The organism is Pseudomonas sp. EL_65y_Pfl2_R96, from assembly GCF_963970905.1.
In the GTDB taxonomy this organism is placed as follows: Bacteria; Pseudomonadota; Gammaproteobacteria; order Pseudomonadales; family Pseudomonadaceae; genus Aquipseudomonas.
Map to the genome: position 1 here is coordinate 73,632 of NZ_CAXAQH010000007.1, position 17,474 is coordinate 91,105.

Sequence of the window (17,474 nt, forward strand, 5' to 3'; positions counted from 1 at the left end):
CCACGACCAGGATGATCAGGAACAAAATCGCCCAGGCATCGACCGTGCTATCGCTTTTCCTTGCTTTGGTTGGGTTGCTCATTGCATCGCCTCTTGTCGGTTTTATCGGTGACTGCATAAAGACTCGAGCACAGTTAAGACGATGATTGCCCGCACCACAAATGAGGGCTTTACCACGACGATTCTCATTAGTCGTTTTGGTTCTTTGCATATACTCAAACATCACTTTTGCGCATAACTGCAAACTGGTATCTTGCGTCGGCTCCGTTGGGAGTGCGCGGCCGTGCGCGCAGAATTGCCGAGGCAGAATCGGATTACAGCAAGCGATCACGCAGCTGCATCCGACCAGCCCAAGCCTGAGAACAGGACTTATATGTACGTATACGACGAGTACGATCAGCGGATCATCGAGGACCGCGTCAAGCAGTTCCGTGATCAGACCCGACGCTATCTGGCAGGCGAGCTGAGCGAAGAAGAATTCCGCCCCCTGCGCCTGCAAAATGGCCTTTACATCCAGCGCTTTGCCCCGATGCTGCGGGTGGCGGTGCCTTATGGCCAACTCACGTCGCGCCAGACGCGAATGATGGCCAAAATTGCCCGCGACTATGACAAGGGCTACGCCCACATCAGTACCCGGCAGAACGTACAGTTCAACTGGCCGGCCCTGGAAGACATCCCGGACATCCTGGCGGAGCTGGCGACCGTGCAGATGCACGCGATCCAGACCAGCGGCAACTGCCTGCGCAACGTCACCACCGACCAGTTCGCCGGTGTCGCGGCCGACGAGTTGATCGACCCGCGTCCATGGTGCGAAATCGTCCGTCAGTGGACCACCTTCCACCCGGAATTCGCCTACCTGCCGCGTAAATTCAAAATCGCCATCAACGGTTCGACGTCCGACCGTGCGGCCATCGAAGTCCATGACATCGGCCTTGAGCCGGTGCACAACGCTGCGGGCGAGCTGGGTTTCCGTGTGCTGGTCGGTGGCGGTCTGGGCCGTACACCGGTGGTGGGCGCGTTCATCAACGAGTTCCTGCCGTGGCAGGACCTGTTGAGCTACCTCGACGCCATTCTGCGGGTCTACAACCGCTACGGCCGTCGCGACAACAAGTACAAGGCGCGGATCAAGATTCTGGTCAAGGCCCTGACACCTGAAGTGTTCGCGCAAAAAGTCGACGCGGAAATGGAACACCTTCGCGGTGGCCAGACCACGCTGACCGACGCCGAAGTGCATCGCGTGGCCAAACACTTTGTCGATCCGGACTACAAGGCTCTGGAAAACCAGACAGCCGAACTGGCCGAGCTCGACAAACAGCACCCGGGTTTCGCCCGCTGGCGCATCCGCAACACCCTGGCCCACAAGAAGCCGGGTTATGTGGCAGTCACCCTGTCCCTGAAACCGACCGGCGTTGCGCCGGGCGACATCACCGACAAGCAGCTCGATGCCGTTGCCGACCTCGCCGACCGTTACAGCTTCGGTCAGTTGCGCACCTCCCACGAGCAGAACATCATTCTGGCCGATGTCGAGCAGAGCCAGTTGTTCGCCATGTGGGGCGAGTTGCGCGAGCAAGGTTTCGCCACGCCGAACATCGGCTTGCTGACCGACATCATCTGCTGCCCGGGCGGCGACTTCTGTTCCCTGGCCAACGCCAAGTCGATCCCGATCGCCGAATCCATCCAGCGCCGTTTCGACGATCTGGACTACCTGTTCGACATCGGCGAGCTGGACCTGAACATCTCCGGTTGCATGAACGCCTGTGGTCACCACCACGTCGGCCACATCGGCATTCTCGGCGTGGACAAGAAAGGCGAAGAGTTCTACCAGGTGTCCCTGGGTGGCAGCGCCAGTCGCGATGCGAGCCTGGGCAAGATCCTCGGCCCGTCCTTCGCCCAGGAAGCCATGCCTGACGTGATCGAGAAGCTGATCGACGTGTACATCGAACAACGTACCGAAGACGAGCGCTTCATCGACACCTATCAGCGTATCGGCATCGACCTCTTCAAGGAGCGCGTCTATGCAGCGAATAATTAAGAACAACGAAGTCGTCGACGAAACCTGGCACTTGCTGCCGAAAGATTTCAACATCGACGAGATCAGCAACTGCGACGACCTGATCGTCCCGCTGCAACTGTGGCGCGAACACAGCCGCATGCTCAAGGCCCGCGATGGCGGCCTGGGTGTGTGGCTGGATGCCGACGAAGAAGCTGAAGAAATCGGTGACGACGTGGCGAACTTCCAGATCATCGCCCTGAACTTCCCGGCCTTCACCGACGGCCGCAACTACTCCAACGCCCGCCTGCTGCGTGACCGTTATGGTTTCAAAGGCGAACTGCGGGCGATTGGCGATGTGCTTCGCGACCAGCTGTTCTACATGCATCGCTGCGGTTTCGACGCCTTTGCCTTGCGCGCCGATAAAGACCCGTACGAAGCCCTGGAAAGTCTCCAGGACTTCTCGGTGACCTATCAGGCCGCCACCGATGAACCGCTGCCGCTGTTCCGTCGCCGTTGACCGTGATGCCTTGAGCCCGCATTGTCGGGCTCAAGGCTTGACGCTACCGGGGTCAATCCACCTCCATTGGAAACGGCCGCCCCATCGCCACCCAGTCCCCATATAGCCTCGCTCGGTTTTCCAGTGACATGAAAATCGCCATTGGATTGTCTGCATCGTCTTCGGCCAGTTCGACGTCACGACTCAAGCGGGTCCATAACTCATCCGAAGCGTCTGCCTCACTCAACAGTCGCCAGGCGCGTGCCTGAATTTCCTCGTAGTTGACCAGGAAATCCGGCGTAAGGCTTACGCCATCCATGACTCGCAAGAAACGTGTGCCAGAGGGTTTGGCGGCCAGACGCTGCCAGATCGCCAGTCGCGCGTCCCGCTGCTGTTCTTCGATGTCCCGCAGCCAGGCTTCGGGCTCGCCGTAGTCGGCATGCGGTTCGCTCAACCACAGGTTGATACCGGTTCGCTCACGGTGGTCTATCAACCGCCACAGTGTGTCTTCATCCGTCAACGGGTTGCCGCCCATTTGTACCCGCCCTCGAGCAATGGCTTGATTGATGACGGCCTGGGGTATTCGGGCTATGCGGTTGTCGCGCAGGTCGAGCGAAGTCAGGTACGGCTGATCCATGATCCCGATCGGGCACGTGGTAATGCCGCTGTTTCTCAGGTTCAGCCGACGCAAATCAGTCATTCCCAGGACCAACGGCGGGACATCAAGCGGGTTGTCACTCAGATCCAGGTCTTGTAGCCGGATCATGCCACTCAATTGCGAAGCGGCGCGGTCAGTGAAGGTCAGGTCACAGAAACGTAAATTCAGTGAGGTCAGGTCGTGCAATCGTGCCATCGACGGTGGTAACGCCCTGATTAGCTGATCTTCAGCGTTGAGGACCTGAAACGCACTCAGGTCGACCCCTTCCAGATTGAGCATCCGCAGGTTTGGAAAGCTCTCGAGAAAGTCATTCAGGCTCTCACGTTCGGTCACCTGAATACGTCGCATCGACAACTCGATCACTTCGTTGAACCTGACGTTGAGCGCAGGCAAGCGATGGTAGTCCTCGAATGCCAAGTCCATTCTGTACCCCACCAGTTGCCCATTGGCGTAAACCCGATTGCCCTGGAGCGCGCGCTTTTGCCATATAGACACCAACTCGACGGCAAGTTCGGTTCTGGTGTCGTGCTCAGTCGCCATCACCGCTTGCACCTGTTCGGCGTTATGGATCGCAATCTGCCGGGCGTTCATTCCCTGCGCCGCCTCATCGTCGGCGGTCAGAACAGGGATATCCATGTCGTCGATGTCTTGGGCAACCTGGTCGATCCAGGCGCTCAGGTCGGCGTTCAGTTGCTGCAATTGCTGTTTCAGACCATCAATGTGCGCCTGTGCACCGGCGCCCACCCGCTGCAAAAGCTCATCGGCCTCGGCATTGCTGAAATCCGGATAGATGCCCTGAAGCTGTAGCCGCATCATCTGCTGCGTCAGCGCTTCGGCCTGGGCTGTCGTCGGGAAACCGCCGCCGCGCAACCCTTGCGTTTCGAAGGGCAAACCGGTGTCCATCCTGCCCAGCCCGGTCATCAGTTCGGAACGGGACAACGCCCGCTCGCCGATGTAACCCTTCAAGGCGCCAACCGGGTCCACTGCGGGCAACAGCAAAGCAGCGCGCTCCGAATCGGACAGAACGCCGAGTACCGCCTCATGGAAATCCGTACGTTTTGCAACGTTGACCACCTCGTAGCGCTGACTGGCGGTTTTGATCAGGCGTCGCACATCGGTGGATTCGAGTGGGCCGCAACGATCCAGCACCCGCCCATTGAGAGATGCATCGAGCACGTCGATACGCAGCCCCTTCGGCCAACCGGGCAGGTTTGGCAGTGAATGCAACGCCAGCGTGTCCGACTCGGGATTTCTCATCGAGCGCAGATAAAGCCCCTCATAGGCACGATTCAAGCGCACATGCTGCTGGTACTGTCGGGCTTTGCTGTCGAGGCGACTGAACAGTCTCTTTGCCTCCACCATGTCAGGCGATGACTGGAGGTCCACGCCATAACGGTCGAGCATTTGCTCCACGGCGCTTTTTGGCAGGTCGGGATATTGCCGTTGAAACAGGCCGACCCAGTCATTATCCGACTGCTGCAAGGCCTGGTAGCGGCTGTTGAACAGCGCTGTGCGTTCGCCATCGGCGAGGTGTTCAAGATCCTGGTCGATCCGAAAGCGGCTGATGGTGTCGCCGAGCAACGGCGTGGGCGGACGCCCCGTGTGCATCACCCGCAGCATGTCGTTGTCGACCGCACTGATTTTGCCGATCTGTGCCAGCGTTTCGTCACTGAAGCCAGCTACCGACGAACCGATTCCCCGAAGCAACTCCCGGCGACTCATCGCTTCGGCGGGCAATGGCGCCGGAGGTGCGTTTACAGGCAGATCGGGAACAGATTTGCCAACCGGTTCCTGACCTGCATCGATGGGCTCACGCCCTCTCTCGAGCGGATTCGCGGCCTCGGCACCTTCGACCCCATGCGCCGCGCCTGCTGCTGCCAATGGCAGCGCATTAAGCAAACCGAACACTGTGCGAGTCACCCCCTCCGAGCGTTGTGTCGACGTCTCGCCGTTGACCGCCTGGTCCAGGCCATAACCGGCATCGATCAGCCCAGCCAGTGCCAGCAGCCCCTCGCCCCCCGGAACAAACAACGCCAACGGACCGAAACGATTGACCCATTGCACGATCGGTTCGACGACTGCACTCAAGTTGTCCCGGTTGACCTGCGCGTCGTCACGAATGCTGTCAACGCTGGCCTGAGCCGCGCGCTTCATGGTCAGCACCAATTGGGCGAAAGGATCGATGAGTGAGGAAGGCTGCTCGAAACCAACGTATTGAGCAGGGTCCCAGTAGCCATCGTCGTTAAACAGGCCGGCCGTTTTAGTCAGCCGGTGTTTATTCGGGTAGACCACCATGCCTTCCAGCGCCGTCAACACGCCGGCGTGGAAGGTGCCATCCTCGCGATCCGCCTCGGCAAAGTGACTCGCCAGCGCCCGCTTCGTGTCATCGCCCTTGCCCTGCGCCACGATCCAGCGCTGCAAATGTGCAGCATCGATGAACTCATGCAACGGCGATGAATTGCCGGGGATGTATAACAAAATCCTCGAGCCGGAGCGTTCGCGCCAGGTCCAGATGTCCGTCGCCGTATAGCGATAAAGCTCAAGGCGCCCGACCATGATCGAGGAAGGCATCCGGGTCGGTGCCTGCAACTGCTTGAGGGTCAGCGTGCCCCAGGCTTGATGCGATGGCAGTCCCGCCGCCTGCAGGGCCAGCTCCAGGCCTTGCTGGCTAAGGCTGTTTTCATGGCGTTGCAACCAGGCACTCATGACAAATGCGGCTTTGACCGAAGTCCTCAGCGGGTAGGACTTGGCGGCCATGATCGCCTCATCCGAGGGCCATGCTCGCTCAAGATAGGCCTGGTACAAATCCTTGAGCTCCAGCGTCCAGACCCATTGCTTGAAGTCGGCGGGTTTCAGGGGAATTTGCGTGAGTGGCCCATAGGTTTGCGGAACGGTCTGGCGATAGACCCCTTCATAGGTCTGGTGGTTGCCGCTGCCGTGATTAGCGAACTCGTCGACATGCTCGACGATACGCACGGACGGACCGATGTCGGGTGGGGTGTACAAGCCAAAGGCGGTTTCGCCGAAGCGTCCGTCCCCCACCGTTTGGTAATCGCCGAGCAGCGCCTGCAGCAATGTCCGGGAATTGGCCACCTGGCCTTGATGGATGCCGTTCTGTGCAGGATGTCCTTTGTAGTTGTAGTCGAGGGTAACCAACAAAGCCGTGTGCGGATCGATGTCCCGTCCCCATTTGTCCTTGAACAGATCCACGCCAAACTGGCCCGGTGTTTGCGGCCGCGCAGTGTCTACGACAGCGCGCAGTTCGTCGCGCATTCCCGGAGCCGGGACCGGTTCCGGGAGGTTCATCTGGTTAAGCGTTGAGTCACTCATGGTGCAGTCCATTGCAGTCAGTCGAGGACGTCTACAGTAAACCGGCATGGATGGGTAGGAAGCCGGAAAGGTCCCCGAAACCGCGAGGAAAATTCTCCGATGAAGACAGAAAAGAACCGCCCAAAACGACGAAACCAGGCAGTCCATGTGGGAGCGGGCTTGCTCTCGAAAGCAATGGCCCAGTCAACATTGAAGTCGTCTGACACACCGCCTTCGCGAGCAAGCCCGCTCCCACAGGTTTCGCACCTTGATTGACTGGCATTAGGTAAAGCCCGGTTTCGTCGGTTTTTTACCAGAAGCGTTGTTGGGTCAAGCGGCTCCACCAGCTCAGTAAAATGCGATCGATCGAACCGCTGGCCGCGATGCCGATGCGTTCTTGCAGGCTTTTACGTTCGGCGTAATGCAGATGATAGAGCTCAGACTGTTTGGCTCGTTCGGCAAGGTATTCGTCGCTGGTCTTGAGCTCGTCCACCAGCTGCTTGTCGAGTGCCGAAACACCGAGCCAGATTTCACCGGTGGCCACTTCGTCGATGGCCAGTTGCGGGCGATAGCGGGAAACGAAGTTCTTGAACAACTGATGAGTGATGTCCAGCTCTTCCTGGAACTTCTCGCGGCCCTTCTCGGTGTTTTCGCCAAACACCGTCAGGGTGCGCTTGTACTCGCCGGCCGTCAGTACTTCGAAGTCGATGTCGTGTTTTTTCAGCAGGCGATTGACGTTCGGCAACTGTGCCACCACGCCGATCGAGCCGAGGATCGCGAACGGTGCGCTGATAATCTTCTCGCCGATGCACGCCATCATGTAGCCGCCGCTGGCCGCGACCTTGTCGATGCACACGGTCAACGGCACACCGGCTTCACGGATCCGCGCCAGTTGCGAGGATGCCAGGCCATAGCTGTGAACCATGCCGCCGCCACTTTCCAGGCGCAACACCACTTCGTCCTTTGGCGTGGCGAGGGTCAGCAGCGCGGTGATTTCGTGGCGCAGGTTTTCAGTGGCCGACGCCTTGATGTCGCCGTCGAAATCCAGCACGAACACCCGCGGCTTGGCCTCGGGTTTCTTCTTTTGCTTTTTCTCGGTTTTCGCCTGGGACTTGCGCAGGGCCTTGAGCTGATCCTTGTCGAGCAAGGTTTGCTCCAGGCGCTCGCGTAGCCCTTTGTAGAAATCATTGAGTTTGCTGACTTGCAACTGGCCGGTCGACTTGCGCCGGCCTTTGCTGCGCAACGCCGCAAAACTGGCCAGGACCACCAGAATGGCGATTACCAGGGTCACGGTCTTGGCCAGAAAAATGGCGTACTCGGACAAAAGCTCCACAGGGACTCCTTCAAGACGATGCGCGGCATAAACACGCGCGGGATACCTCCAGCATACCCATGCACCGGCCCGACGACCAGCCGTGAAACCTCTGGCAACAGGCCTGTAACGGGCATTTCAAACAAGCGTATGTTTTTTCATTGACAGCTCACCGTCATCCTCATAACCTCGCCAAACCTTCAACGTACCGGGATGACGCGGACGTGGGCAGCATCTACTTGATTCGACATGGCCAGGCCTCCTTTGGTGCAGACGACTATGACGTTCTGTCGCCGACCGGTATTCGTCAGGCAGAAGTCCTCGGCCAGCACCTGGCCGAACTCGGTGTCCGCTTCGATCGCTGCCTGTCGGGCGACCTGCGCCGCCAGCAACATACCGCCTGCAGCGCGCTGGAACAGCTCACCGCCGTCGGTTTGCCGGTGCCGACGCTGGAAATCGATTCCGCGTTCAACGAATTCGACGCCGACGCGGTGATCCGTGCCCTGCTGCCGGCCATGCTGGAAGACGAGCCCGAAGCGCTGGATGTCCTGCGCAACGCCGCGCAAAACCGTGCCGAGTTCCAGCGCATCTTCGCCCTGATCATCGAGCGCTGGCTCGCCGGCACCTATGACACACCGGGCCTGGAAAGCTGGCTGGGCTTCGTCGAACGTGTGCAGGCCGGCCTGCAACGGCTGCTCGAACACGCCGACAACACCCAGAAAATTGCCGTGTTCACCTCCGGCGGCACCATCACCGCCCTGCTCCACCTCATTACGCAAATGCCTGCCAGGCAGGCCTTTGAACTGAACTGGCAAATCGTCAACACCTCGCTCAACCTGCTCAAGTTTCGTGGTCGCGAGGTGGCCCTGGCTTCCTTCAACAGTCATACGCACCTGCAACTGCTGAAGGCCCCGGAACTCATCACGTTTCGCTGAGTCCGGACTATTGTGACCCTGGCTGTAATCACCCAGCTCTAATTACCCAAGAAAGGATCGAACCATGACCTCCGTAGCTGATGCCGTACAAGCAATGAAAGCCAAGTTCAACCCAGCCGCTGCTGCCGGTCTGGACCTGGTATTCGGTTTCCGCATCGACGACACCAAGAACTTCTCGTTGATCGTCAAAGACGGCACCTGCGAGCTGCAAGAAGGCGAGAACCCGGACGCCCAGGTCACTCTGGTGATGGACGGCGAAACCCTGGAAGGCATCGTCAGCGGCGAAACCGACGGCATGCAAGCGTTCATGGGCGGCAAACTGCGCGCTGAAGGCGACATGATGCTGGCCATGAAACTGTCCGAGCTGTTCCCGGCGTAAGACGACGGCTCCCGCTCTCGGGAGCCTCTCTGGCTGCATGCGAATCCCGCCCATATGGCGGGATTCGTCGTTTCAGGGCTCAGCGAGTGCCGGCGTCATCCATTTCTTCGAAGACTTTGATATGTGCTTCCTGCTCTGGGTCTACGCTGTTGACCTCGGTCACTTCACCGTCATAGGTGAGGTTGCCTTCATCTCCGTCGAGCTGAACGCCGATGACAAACTTGCGATAGCTCACCTGCAGATAAAGATTGTAAAGATCCGCCGGCTTATCCGGGGCACTGAAGAAGCTGTAGTTGTAACGCACACGCCGGGTCAGCACCGGCCATGTATTCCAGACAGGCTGAGTATCCACTTCAGGTCGAACATCCTCCAGCGCCTCAATGGCCGCCTGGATCAGAAATTCATTGTCCTTGGCGGTGAAAACAAATGGCTTGCTGCGAGTCATGATGTACGGATTCAACTTGCCGTCGAGTTCCTGGGGCACATACATGCCATTACGAAACCACTTCGTGGCATCGAACGTTGGCTCACTACCCCCCGTAGCGCGAGTTGTCATCATCACGGTATCGGGGATGCTGTTGCCCTGACTGGCGTACAGATAAGTCCCGACCAGGCCGGTGGCTATCAGCGCTGCGATCAAAATACCTTTCGGGTTACTGACTTTAAGAGATGTCACTGAGCAGTTGTCCTTGTCCTTCGGATCGAGCGGCAGCGTATGCCATCGTCTACGTCCGTGTTTGAGCCGGGCGGGGAATCTAACCGATCTGTCAGGCACTTAAAACAGGCCGCCAGCGGATTTGCGGTCTATATTCCTTGCTGGCCGCATGCGTCAGACATCGGCTGTTCAACCCCTGCTTCTTTTGTGAAGAACTGAGCGGAGAACACTGCCATGAGTCCACCTGACGAGCACAACGACTTCAGTCGCCGCCGTGTACTGCAAGGTCTTTCGGCAGGCGCCATCGGTGCCTGGATCAGTCCGCTAACCGCAGGGAGCAAAACCATGCCCGACACCCCCGCCGACCTGATTCTGTACAACGGACGCCTGCACACCGTCGACCGCAAGAAACCCCAGGCCAGTGCCGTCGCGATCAAGGATGGGCGCTTCGTGGTGGTCGGCAGCGATGCCCAGGCCATGGCCCTGCAAGGCCCCGGCACGCAAATCATTGACCTGCATGGGCGCACGGTGATTCCCGGCCTCAACGACTCGCACCTGCACCTGATTCGTGGCGGCCTGAACTACAACCTCGAACTGCGCTGGGAAGGCGTGCCTTCCCTGGCCGATGCCTTGCGCATGCTCAAGGATCAGGCCGATCGCACACCCACCCCGCAATGGGTGCGGGTGGTCGGTGGCTGGAACGAGTTCCAGTTTGCCGAGAAGCGCTTGCCGACGATTGAAGAATTGAACAAGGCCGCGCCAGACACCCCGGTGTTCGTCCTGCACCTCTACGACCGCGCCCTGCTCAATCGCGCGGCGCTGAAAGTCGTCGGTTATACCCGCGACACGCCGAACCCGCCGGGTGGCGAGATCCAGCGCGATGCCAACGGCGATCCGACCGGCATGCTGATCGCCCGGCCCAACGCGATGATCCTCTACTCGACCCTGGCCAAGGGGCCGAAGCTGCCACTGGAATATCAGGTCAACTCGACCCGCCAGTTCATGCGCGAGCTCAATCGACTGGGCGTCACCAGCGCCATCGATGCCGGCGGCGGTTATCAGAATTACCCCGACGATTATCAAGTCATCCAGCAACTGGCCAAAGACCAACAGCTCACGGTGCGCATTGCCTACAACCTGTTCACCCAGAAACCCAAGGAAGAACTGAGCGATTTCAAAAACTGGACCAACACCTCCCATTACGGCCAGGGCGATGACTTCCTGCGGCACAACGGTGCCGGGGAAATGCTGGTGTTCTCGGCAGCGGATTTCGAAGACTTCCTCGAGCCACGCCCCGAGCTGCCGCAAACCATGGAGCAGGAGCTGGAGCCGGTGGTGCGGCATCTGGTGGAGCAGCGCTGGCCCTTCCGCCTGCACGCGACCTACAACGAATCCATCAGCCGCATGCTCGACGTGTTCGAGAAGGTCAATCGGGATATTCCGTTCGACGGTTTGCCATGGTTCTTCGATCACGCCGAAACCATCACTCCCCGGAACATCGAACGGGTCAAGGCCCTGGGCGGCGGCATCGCCATTCAGGACCGCATGGCGTTCCAGGGCGAATACTTCGTCGACCGTTACGGCGCGAAGGCGGCCGAAGCGACACCACCCATCGCGCGCATGCTCGCCGAGGGTGTGCCGGTGGGCGCCGGTACTGACGCCACGCGCGTCTCCAGCTACAACCCCTGGACGTCGCTGTACTGGCTGGTCAGCGGCCGTACCGTCGGCGGGCTGGCGCTCTACCCGCAAGGCTTGAGCCGCGATACGGCGCTGGAACTCTTCACCCACGGCAGCGCCTGGTTTTCTTCCGAACAAGGCAAGAAAGGCCAGATCAAGGTCGGGCAACTGGCGGACCTGATTGCGCTGTCGGCGGACTACTTTCACATCGAAGATGAAGCCATCAAGTGGATCGAGTCGGTGCTGACCATTGTCGACGGCAAGATTGTCTATGGTAGCGTCGAGTTCGAAAAACTGGGGCCACCGCCAATCCCGGTGGTGCCTGAGTGGTCGCCGGTGGTGAATGTACCGGGGCACTGGAAACCCCTGGCGCCACTGACCGCGCAAGCGCACCAGTGCGTGGGCGCTTGCGCGGTGCATGCCCACCGCCATGAGCGGGCGCGGTTGTCGTCAGCGCCGGTCAGTGACTTTCAAGGGTTCTGGGGAGCGTTTGGCTGTTCCTGTTTCGCGTTCTGAACGAAATATCGCCAAACACCATCCATCCAATGTGTGTGCAGCCTTCGCGAGCAAGCCCGTTCCCACATTAAACATGCGTTGTCCCTTCTGTCCCGAAGCACTCACTGACACAAGCTTGATCTCGATCACTTGTTCGCCACCGCACACTCTCTACTATCGCGCTTCCATCGAAGGCCACGGACGGCTCATTGGGAGCCTGCGGCCTATTATTCTCAAGGAAGAGTCAATCATGCGGTCATTGAAGATCATTCTGCTGGCATCGGCGTTCAACGGTCTGACCCAGCGGGCCTGGCTGGACTTGCGTCAGGCCGGTCACTCGCCCAGCGTGGTGCTGTTCACCGATGCAGACGCGGTGTGCGAGCAGATCGAACACTCCGGTGCCGACCTGGTGATCTGCCCATTTCTCAAGGATCGGGTCCCGCAGCGACTGTGGAGCAACCTCCAGCGTCCCGTGGTGATCATTCATCCAGGCATCATCGGCGACCGTGGCGCCAGTGCGCTGGACTGGGCGATCAGCCGTGAACTCAGCCGCTGGGGCGTGACCGCGTTGCAAGCGGTGGAGGAAATGGACGCCGGACCGGTCTGGGCCACCTGTGAATTCAACCTGCCCCAAGACCTGCGCAAATCCGAGTTGTACAACGGGCGCGTCAGTGACGCGGCGATCGCCTGTATCCGCGAAGTCGTGGAGAAATTCATCGACGGATTCGCTCCGGTGCCCCTGGATTACAGCCAGCGCCATGTGATTGGCCGCTTGCAGCCGAACATGAAGCAAGCCGATCGGATCTTCAGCTGGCACGACAGCTCACGTTTCATCAAACGCTGCATCGACGCCGCCGACGGCCAGCCCGGCGTATTGGCGAGCCTGACCGGCGGTCAGTACTACCTGTATGACGCTCATCTGGATTCGCGCAGCGGCATGCCGGGGGAGATTCTCGCGGTGCACGACGATGCGGTGCTGGTGGCGACCGGTGATCACAGCCTGTGGATCGGTTCGCTGCGATGCAAACCCCGGCCCGGCGAAGAAACCTTCAAACGTCCGGCCCGGCATGTACTCGCCGAACAGCTTGCGCAGGTGCCGACCCTTGATTGGTCGATCGCCTCTGAGCCCTTCAACAACGAAAGCTATCAACCGATCCGCTATCGTGAATCAGGCCATGTCGGCGAGCTGACCTTCGAGTTTTACAACGGAGCCATGAGCACCGAACAATGCCAGCGACTGGTGGAGGCCCTGCGCTGGGCCAAGTCCCGGGACACCCAAGTGCTACTGATCAAGGGTGGACGCGGCAGTTTCTCCAACGGCGTGCACCTCAACGTGATCCAGGCCGCAGCGGTTCCGGGGCTGGAAGCCTGGGCCAACATTCAGGCGATCGACGACGTCTGCCAGGAACTGCTCAGCGCCCGGCAATTGGTGGTCAGCGGCCTGACCGGCAATGCCGGGGCCGGCGGCGTGATGCTGGCGCTGACTGCCGATATCGTCTTCGCCCGGTCCGACATCGTGCTCAACCCCCATTACAAATCCATGGGCCTGTACGGTTCCGAATACTGGACCTACAGCCTGCCCCGCGCCGTTGGCCGGGTGATGGCGGAAAAGCTCACCGAAGACTGTCTGCCGATCAGCGCCACCCAGGCCTTGCAACTGGGCATGGTCCAGGAAATCGGCCCGCGCTGCCCGGACGAGTTTGGTCTGTGGTTATTGCAACGGGCCAACGGTGCGTTGAGTGATCCGGCGTACCGGGCGGTGCGTGAGCGCAAAAGCCGACTCGATACTCAACTGATGCAGCACTGCCGCAATGCCGAGCTGGAAGAAATGCATCAGGACATGGTGCAAAACCGCAAACAGTTCGCCGAGAAGTGCCGTAGCTTTGTGTTCAAGCGCAAGGCGTGTGGCACGCCACAGCGGTTGGTAGCCGATTGGGCGATTGTTCGGGATGTTGAATTGGCCGATTGATTTGCGGTGCCTGACAGGGCCTCTTCGCGAGCAAGCCCGCTCCTACATGGGTTGGGTGGTGGGTAAAGATATTTTTCACGCCACAGGTCGAATGTGGGAACGGGCTTGCTCGCGAAGAACGATAACGCGGTATCGGAAGACAAATGCTGCTCTTACAATGCCCGCACCTCCCACATCGGCCTGCCCATGGACATCGACCTCGCCCGCACCTTTCTGGAAATCGTCCGCCACGGCAGCCTGGCCGCGGCGGCCGAAAAGCTGCACGTCACCCAGACCGCGATCACCGCCCGCGTGCAGAAACTCGAAAGCCAGTTGGGCTGCACACTATTCGTGCGCAACCGCGCCGGTGCGCGCCTGACACCGAACGGTGAGGCCTTTGTGGTTTACGCCAATCAACTGGTGCAAACCTGGGAAGCGGCACGCCGGGACTTGCCACTGCCCGAGGGCTACCGCGACGTGCTGCACATCGGTGGCGAGGTCAGTCTGTGCAACCCGTTGATGCTCAGTTGGGCGGGCGAGCTGCGCGAGAAGATTCCCAGCCACGCCTTGCGCATGGAAATCCGCGACGGCGAAAACCTCCTGCGTCAACTGGAGCTGGGGGTGCTGGATGCGGCGCTGGTCTATCAGCCCGAGTACTGGCCAGGCCTGCAAGTCGAGCAGGTGCTGGAAGAAAAGCTCATCCTGGTACGCCTGACCGGACGGCCCGACCCTTACGTGTATATCGACTGGGGCCCGGACTTCCGTCGCCAGCACGATGCCGCCCTGCCGGAAAAAGCCAAGGCAGCCCTGAGCTTCAACCTCGGACCGCTGGCCTTGCAATACATCCTGGAAAACGGCGGCAGCGGTTATTTCCGCACTCGAGTGGTCCAGAGTTACCTGGAAAGCGGCGTGCTGGAGCCAGTGCCAAAAGCCCCGGAGTTCAGCTACCCGACCTATCTGGTTTACTCCAGGGACCGCGACTCGGCGACCCTGCAGCGAGCGTTCGACTTGCTGCGTGAAGTGATCAAGACGGACGATGACTGGTCCCAGCGCTGGAACCCGCTGACCTGACACCATACGGGCGCCTTGCACTGGAGCATGGCGCTTGAGTCCTCAAGGTTCGGCGCGCCTGCGCGGCGGGATCGGCTAATCTGCTGGTTATAACAATAATCACAGGTGAACCCAGTGAGGCAGACCACCGAAGCGTTCCGCGCGCTACCGTGCCGACATTCATCCGCTCTACAACCCTTGGTTGCACGGCGCCTTTGTGTTGCTGTTCGGGGTGCTGGCCATCGGCGGGTTCTGGAGCACGGTGCATCCGGTGCAACCGCTGGAATGGCTGGCGGTGCCGCTGACCCTGTTGTTTTTCAACTTCGGCGTGTACGTCGTGTGACTTACGAGTGTGAGGTTGAGGGCGACGGCACGCGGTTTGTCCGCACCCTGGAATACCACTTCAGCGGCTTGGGGATGCGCATAACCAATCGTCTGTTGCTCAAGCGGCGCATCGAGCGCGAATCGGCGGAGTCGATGCTGGCGTTACGCGAGATGGCACAAAAACATCTGGCCCCGGCAGGAGTCAGTGCATGAAACGCCCTCTCAAGTTTCGGCACTTGTTGCTGCTGATCATCGTGATTAGCGCCTTGCTGCTGTTATTGCCAACCAAGGTTCAGCCGGTCGCCTGGACTCCGCCACTGGCGCCCTCCCTCGCCGATGGCATCTACGCCGACAATCAGCGACTCAAAGGCGTGGAACGTGTCGGTGCCGCTGACATCGACGGCCCGGAGGCGTTGCTGCTGGAGAAAGACGTCCTCATCACCGGCCTGCATGACGGCCGATTGATTCGCACCAGCCTGGATGGCAAAACCACCCAGGTGCTGACTGATACCGGTGGCAGGCCATTAGGCCTTGCGCGGCATCCCAATGGTTTGCTGGTGATCGCTGACGGCATCAAGGGTTTGCTGTCGCTCGATGCTCAAGGCCGGTTGATTCCATTGACCACCACAGCCAACGGTGTGCCCTTCGGTTTTACCAACGACGTGGCCATCGACAAGCCCGGGCATTACGCCTATTTCAGCGATGCTTCGAGCCGTTGGGGTTACGGCAAGGATGGCGAGGCGATCATCGAGCACGGCGGCGACGGCCGTTTGCTGCGTTATGACTTCCAGACCGGCAAGACGACGGTCCTGCTGGAGAAACTGGAATTCGCCAACGGTGTGACCCTGGGGCCTGACGATGCGTTTGTGCTGGTCAACGAAACCGGCGCCTATCGCATCAGCCGCTATTGGCTGACCGGGCCGAAAGCCGGAACCCACGATCTGTTCATCGACAATTTGCCGGGGCTGCCGGACAACCTGGCATTCAATGGCCGCGACCGTTTCTGGGTGGCGCTGTATGCACCGCGCAATGCACTGCTTGACACCTTGGCGCCCTACCCTCTGCTGCGCAAGATGATCGTGCGGGCAATGACAGTTCTGCCGATACCGGTGGAGAAACGCGCCTTCGCCCTGGGCCTGAACCTCGACGGCAAAGTGATAGCCAATCTGCAGGACGCCAGCAGCGGAAATTATTCACCCATTACCACGGTACGCGAGTATGGGGACTGGTTGTATCTAGGGTCGCTGAAAGCGCGGCACATGGCGCGGTTGCCGTTGAGTACGGCATTGAAATTGAAATAGGCATGCGATCTTTTGATCTTGAATCAACGCGGATCCATCTCACCCTCGCGTACCGCATTGTCTGTCTTTTCGCGCACTCGCTGCGGGTCGATGTCAGTGACGTCGTCCTGCTCCAGAGGCCTTATATCTTCATTATCCGGCAGTTCATCGATGCCCGGCTCTTCCTCCGGGTTGACGGTAGTGCGTCCCGGACTCAGGGGTTCAGGATGGGTCGGGATCGGGTCGTAGCCGCCCTGTTCTTCGCTGGGGCACTTTTCTTCATGGGGAAAGGCTGAATGGGGCATGGGGCACCTCGCGTGGAGCCGTAACGTCGGACTCTGATCGTTCGAGGTGCCGGTATTGATCCCCGTTCCAATTTTTCAGTCACCGGTCGTCGGTGGCTCGACATGGCACATCAGGACGATGAGTGAAGTTGTTGGACGATCTTGTCTTTCACCTGCAAGCGCTTCTCTTTGAGTTTCTTCAGTGCCTCATCGCTGGGCGCATCTGATTGTGCGGACTCGGCCTTCAACACCTCCGCGTCTGCCTGCGAATACTTGTTGATCAGTGAATCCAGTAACGGATCCTTGGTGCGTTTTTGCTGGATCTCTTCCTTTGAAAGTTTCAGATCCTGATACAGATCATGAGTCACCGGCATGGAACACCTCCGTTGGTTAATCGGTAGCAAGCGCGATCGGCTGCGCTCACCAGCTATCAGAATGGCCTTGCTTACCGTGTTCTGTCGACCGCCTATCAGACCAGCGGTGTCCGTTCGTCGCCCTGTCGCAAAAGCGATAAAACCTTTGCCCGAGCGCCAATCTCCATTGAGTGACGATCATCCGGATCGCCCATCCAAACCTGTGCGGAGAATGACCAATGGACGGATTCAACGTGCGTCACCTCACCCTTGCCGTAGCCTTGAGCACCGGCATGGGCACAGCTTTTGCCGCCACCTGCTCCCAC

At 59.6% G+C, this 17,474-nt stretch carries 14 protein-coding genes and 2 pseudogenes; 11 read left to right on the forward strand and 5 right to left on the reverse strand.

The features are described from left to right. The first annotated feature begins 373 nt into the window (after positions 1 to 373). Together AACY49_RS10060 and AACY49_RS10065 are read left to right on the forward strand one after the other, a co-directional pair. Entirely contained in the window at positions 374 to 2,032 is a 1,659-nt protein-coding gene (locus AACY49_RS10060) for a nitrite/sulfite reductase (protein WP_258700246.1), read from the forward strand. After that, complete coding sequence (locus AACY49_RS10065; RefSeq protein ID WP_258700245.1) at positions 2,016 to 2,510, forward strand: DUF934 domain-containing protein; 495 nt, start codon at positions 2,016 to 2,018, stop codon at positions 2,508 to 2,510. The genes AACY49_RS10060 and AACY49_RS10065 overlap by 17 nt, the downstream gene beginning before the upstream one ends. Positions 2,511 to 2,562: 52 nt before the next feature. On the opposite strand, the gene AACY49_RS10070 is transcribed toward AACY49_RS10065, so the two are convergent. Continuing rightward, on the reverse strand, positions 2,563 to 6,477 hold the full coding sequence (locus AACY49_RS10070; protein WP_339523396.1) for a leucine-rich repeat domain-containing protein: 3,915 nt from the start codon (positions 6,475 to 6,477) through the stop codon (positions 2,563 to 2,565). 289 nt (positions 6,478 to 6,766) lie between these two features. Beyond that, positions 6,767 to 7,789, reverse strand: a complete 1,023-nt coding sequence (sohB, locus tag AACY49_RS10075) for a protease SohB (RefSeq protein WP_339523398.1) — start codon at positions 7,787 to 7,789, stop codon at positions 6,767 to 6,769. Between the two features lie 203 nt (positions 7,790 to 7,992). Here sohB and AACY49_RS10080 point away from each other — a divergent pair, with 203 nt between their 5' ends. Both AACY49_RS10080 and AACY49_RS10085 read left to right on the forward strand, forming a co-directional pair. Next, positions 7,993 to 8,703, forward strand: a complete 711-nt coding sequence (locus AACY49_RS10080) for a histidine phosphatase family protein (RefSeq protein WP_339523400.1) — start codon at positions 7,993 to 7,995, stop codon at positions 8,701 to 8,703. A 64-nt stretch (positions 8,704 to 8,767) separates the two neighbouring features. Then, positions 8,768 to 9,082 (forward strand): SCP2 sterol-binding domain-containing protein, encoded by a 315-nt coding sequence (locus AACY49_RS10085; RefSeq protein WP_258700241.1) that lies wholly within the window; start codon positions 8,768 to 8,770, stop codon positions 9,080 to 9,082. Positions 9,083 to 9,161: 79 nt separating this feature from the next. Here the strand turns inward: AACY49_RS10085 and AACY49_RS10090 are convergent, their stop codons facing one another. Continuing rightward, on the reverse strand, positions 9,162 to 9,758 hold the full coding sequence (locus AACY49_RS10090; protein ID WP_339523403.1) for a hypothetical protein: 597 nt from the start codon (positions 9,756 to 9,758) through the stop codon (positions 9,162 to 9,164). Positions 9,759 to 10,082: 324 nt separating this feature from the next. Here AACY49_RS10090 and AACY49_RS10095 point away from each other — a divergent pair, with 324 nt between their 5' ends. From AACY49_RS10095 to AACY49_RS10115, 6 genes and pseudogenes are all read left to right on the forward strand, one after another. Then, entirely contained in the window at positions 10,083 to 11,930 is a 1,848-nt protein-coding gene (locus tag AACY49_RS10095; RefSeq protein ID WP_339523620.1) for an amidohydrolase, read from the forward strand. A 229-nt stretch (positions 11,931 to 12,159) separates the two neighbouring features. After that, positions 12,160 to 13,878 (forward strand): hydrogenase maturation protein, encoded by a 1,719-nt coding sequence (locus AACY49_RS10100; protein WP_339523405.1) that lies wholly within the window; start codon positions 12,160 to 12,162, stop codon positions 13,876 to 13,878. Positions 13,879 to 14,064: 186 nt separating this feature from the next. Then, positions 14,065 to 14,928: a LysR family transcriptional regulator gene (locus AACY49_RS10105; RefSeq protein WP_258700713.1), complete on the forward strand. Its 864-nt coding sequence runs from the start codon at positions 14,065 to 14,067 to the stop codon at positions 14,926 to 14,928. Between the two features lie 114 nt (positions 14,929 to 15,042). Then, positions 15,043 to 15,247 (forward strand): annotated as a pseudogene (locus tag AACY49_RS31795) (SRPBCC family protein); the annotation flags it as partial. Next, entirely contained in the window at positions 15,247 to 15,444 is a 198-nt protein-coding gene (locus AACY49_RS31800; RefSeq protein WP_408980609.1) for an SRPBCC family protein, read from the forward strand. The pseudogene AACY49_RS31795 and the gene AACY49_RS31800, both read left to right, overlap by 1 nt. Then, complete coding sequence (locus AACY49_RS10115; protein ID WP_339523407.1) at positions 15,441 to 16,532, forward strand: SMP-30/gluconolactonase/LRE family protein; 1,092 nt, start codon at positions 15,441 to 15,443, stop codon at positions 16,530 to 16,532. The genes AACY49_RS31800 and AACY49_RS10115 overlap by 4 nt, the downstream gene beginning before the upstream one ends. A gap of 23 nt (positions 16,533 to 16,555) precedes the next feature. On the opposite strand, the gene AACY49_RS10120 is transcribed toward AACY49_RS10115, so the two are convergent. Both AACY49_RS10120 and AACY49_RS10125 read right to left on the reverse strand, forming a co-directional pair. Further along, entirely contained in the window at positions 16,556 to 16,816 is a 261-nt protein-coding gene (locus AACY49_RS10120) for a hypothetical protein (RefSeq protein ID WP_339523409.1), read from the reverse strand. 110 nt (positions 16,817 to 16,926) lie between these two features. Then, a complete protein-coding gene (locus AACY49_RS10125) occupies positions 16,927 to 17,169 on the reverse strand; it encodes a DUF465 domain-containing protein (protein ID WP_258700236.1) in 243 nt (80 codons plus the stop codon). A gap of 218 nt (positions 17,170 to 17,387) precedes the next feature. On the opposite strand from AACY49_RS10125, the pseudogene AACY49_RS10130 reads away from it, so the two are divergent. Next, positions 17,388 to 17,465: pseudogene (locus AACY49_RS10130) on the forward strand (DUF4142 domain-containing protein); the annotation flags it as partial. Positions 17,466 to 17,474 lie beyond the last annotated feature (9 nt).

What these genes read in the sequence shown, in the direction of transcription:
- AACY49_RS10065 (WP_258700245.1), top strand. Translation starts at nt 2,016, where the DNA reads ATGCAGCGAATAATTAAGAACAACGAAGTCGTCGACGAAACCTGGCAC.
- AACY49_RS10125 (WP_258700236.1), bottom strand. Translation starts at nt 17,169, where the DNA reads ATGCCGGTGACTCATGATCTGTATCAGGATCTGAAACTTTCAAAGGAA.
- AACY49_RS10105 (WP_258700713.1), top strand. Translation starts at nt 14,065, where the DNA reads ATGGACATCGACCTCGCCCGCACCTTTCTGGAAATCGTCCGCCACGGC.
- AACY49_RS10095 (WP_339523620.1), top strand. Translation starts at nt 10,083, where the DNA reads ATGCCCGACACCCCCGCCGACCTGATTCTGTACAACGGACGCCTGCAC.
- AACY49_RS10060 (WP_258700246.1), top strand. Translation starts at nt 374, where the DNA reads ATGTACGTATACGACGAGTACGATCAGCGGATCATCGAGGACCGCGTC.
- AACY49_RS10085 (WP_258700241.1), top strand. Translation starts at nt 8,768, where the DNA reads ATGACCTCCGTAGCTGATGCCGTACAAGCAATGAAAGCCAAGTTCAAC.
- AACY49_RS10070 (WP_339523396.1), bottom strand. Translation starts at nt 6,477, where the DNA reads ATGAGTGACTCAACGCTTAACCAGATGAACCTCCCGGAACCGGTCCCG.
- AACY49_RS10100 (WP_339523405.1), top strand. Translation starts at nt 12,160, where the DNA reads ATGCGGTCATTGAAGATCATTCTGCTGGCATCGGCGTTCAACGGTCTG.
- AACY49_RS10115 (WP_339523407.1), top strand. Translation starts at nt 15,441, where the DNA reads ATGAAACGCCCTCTCAAGTTTCGGCACTTGTTGCTGCTGATCATCGTG.
- AACY49_RS10120 (WP_339523409.1), bottom strand. Translation starts at nt 16,816, where the DNA reads ATGCCCCATTCAGCCTTTCCCCATGAAGAAAAGTGCCCCAGCGAAGAA.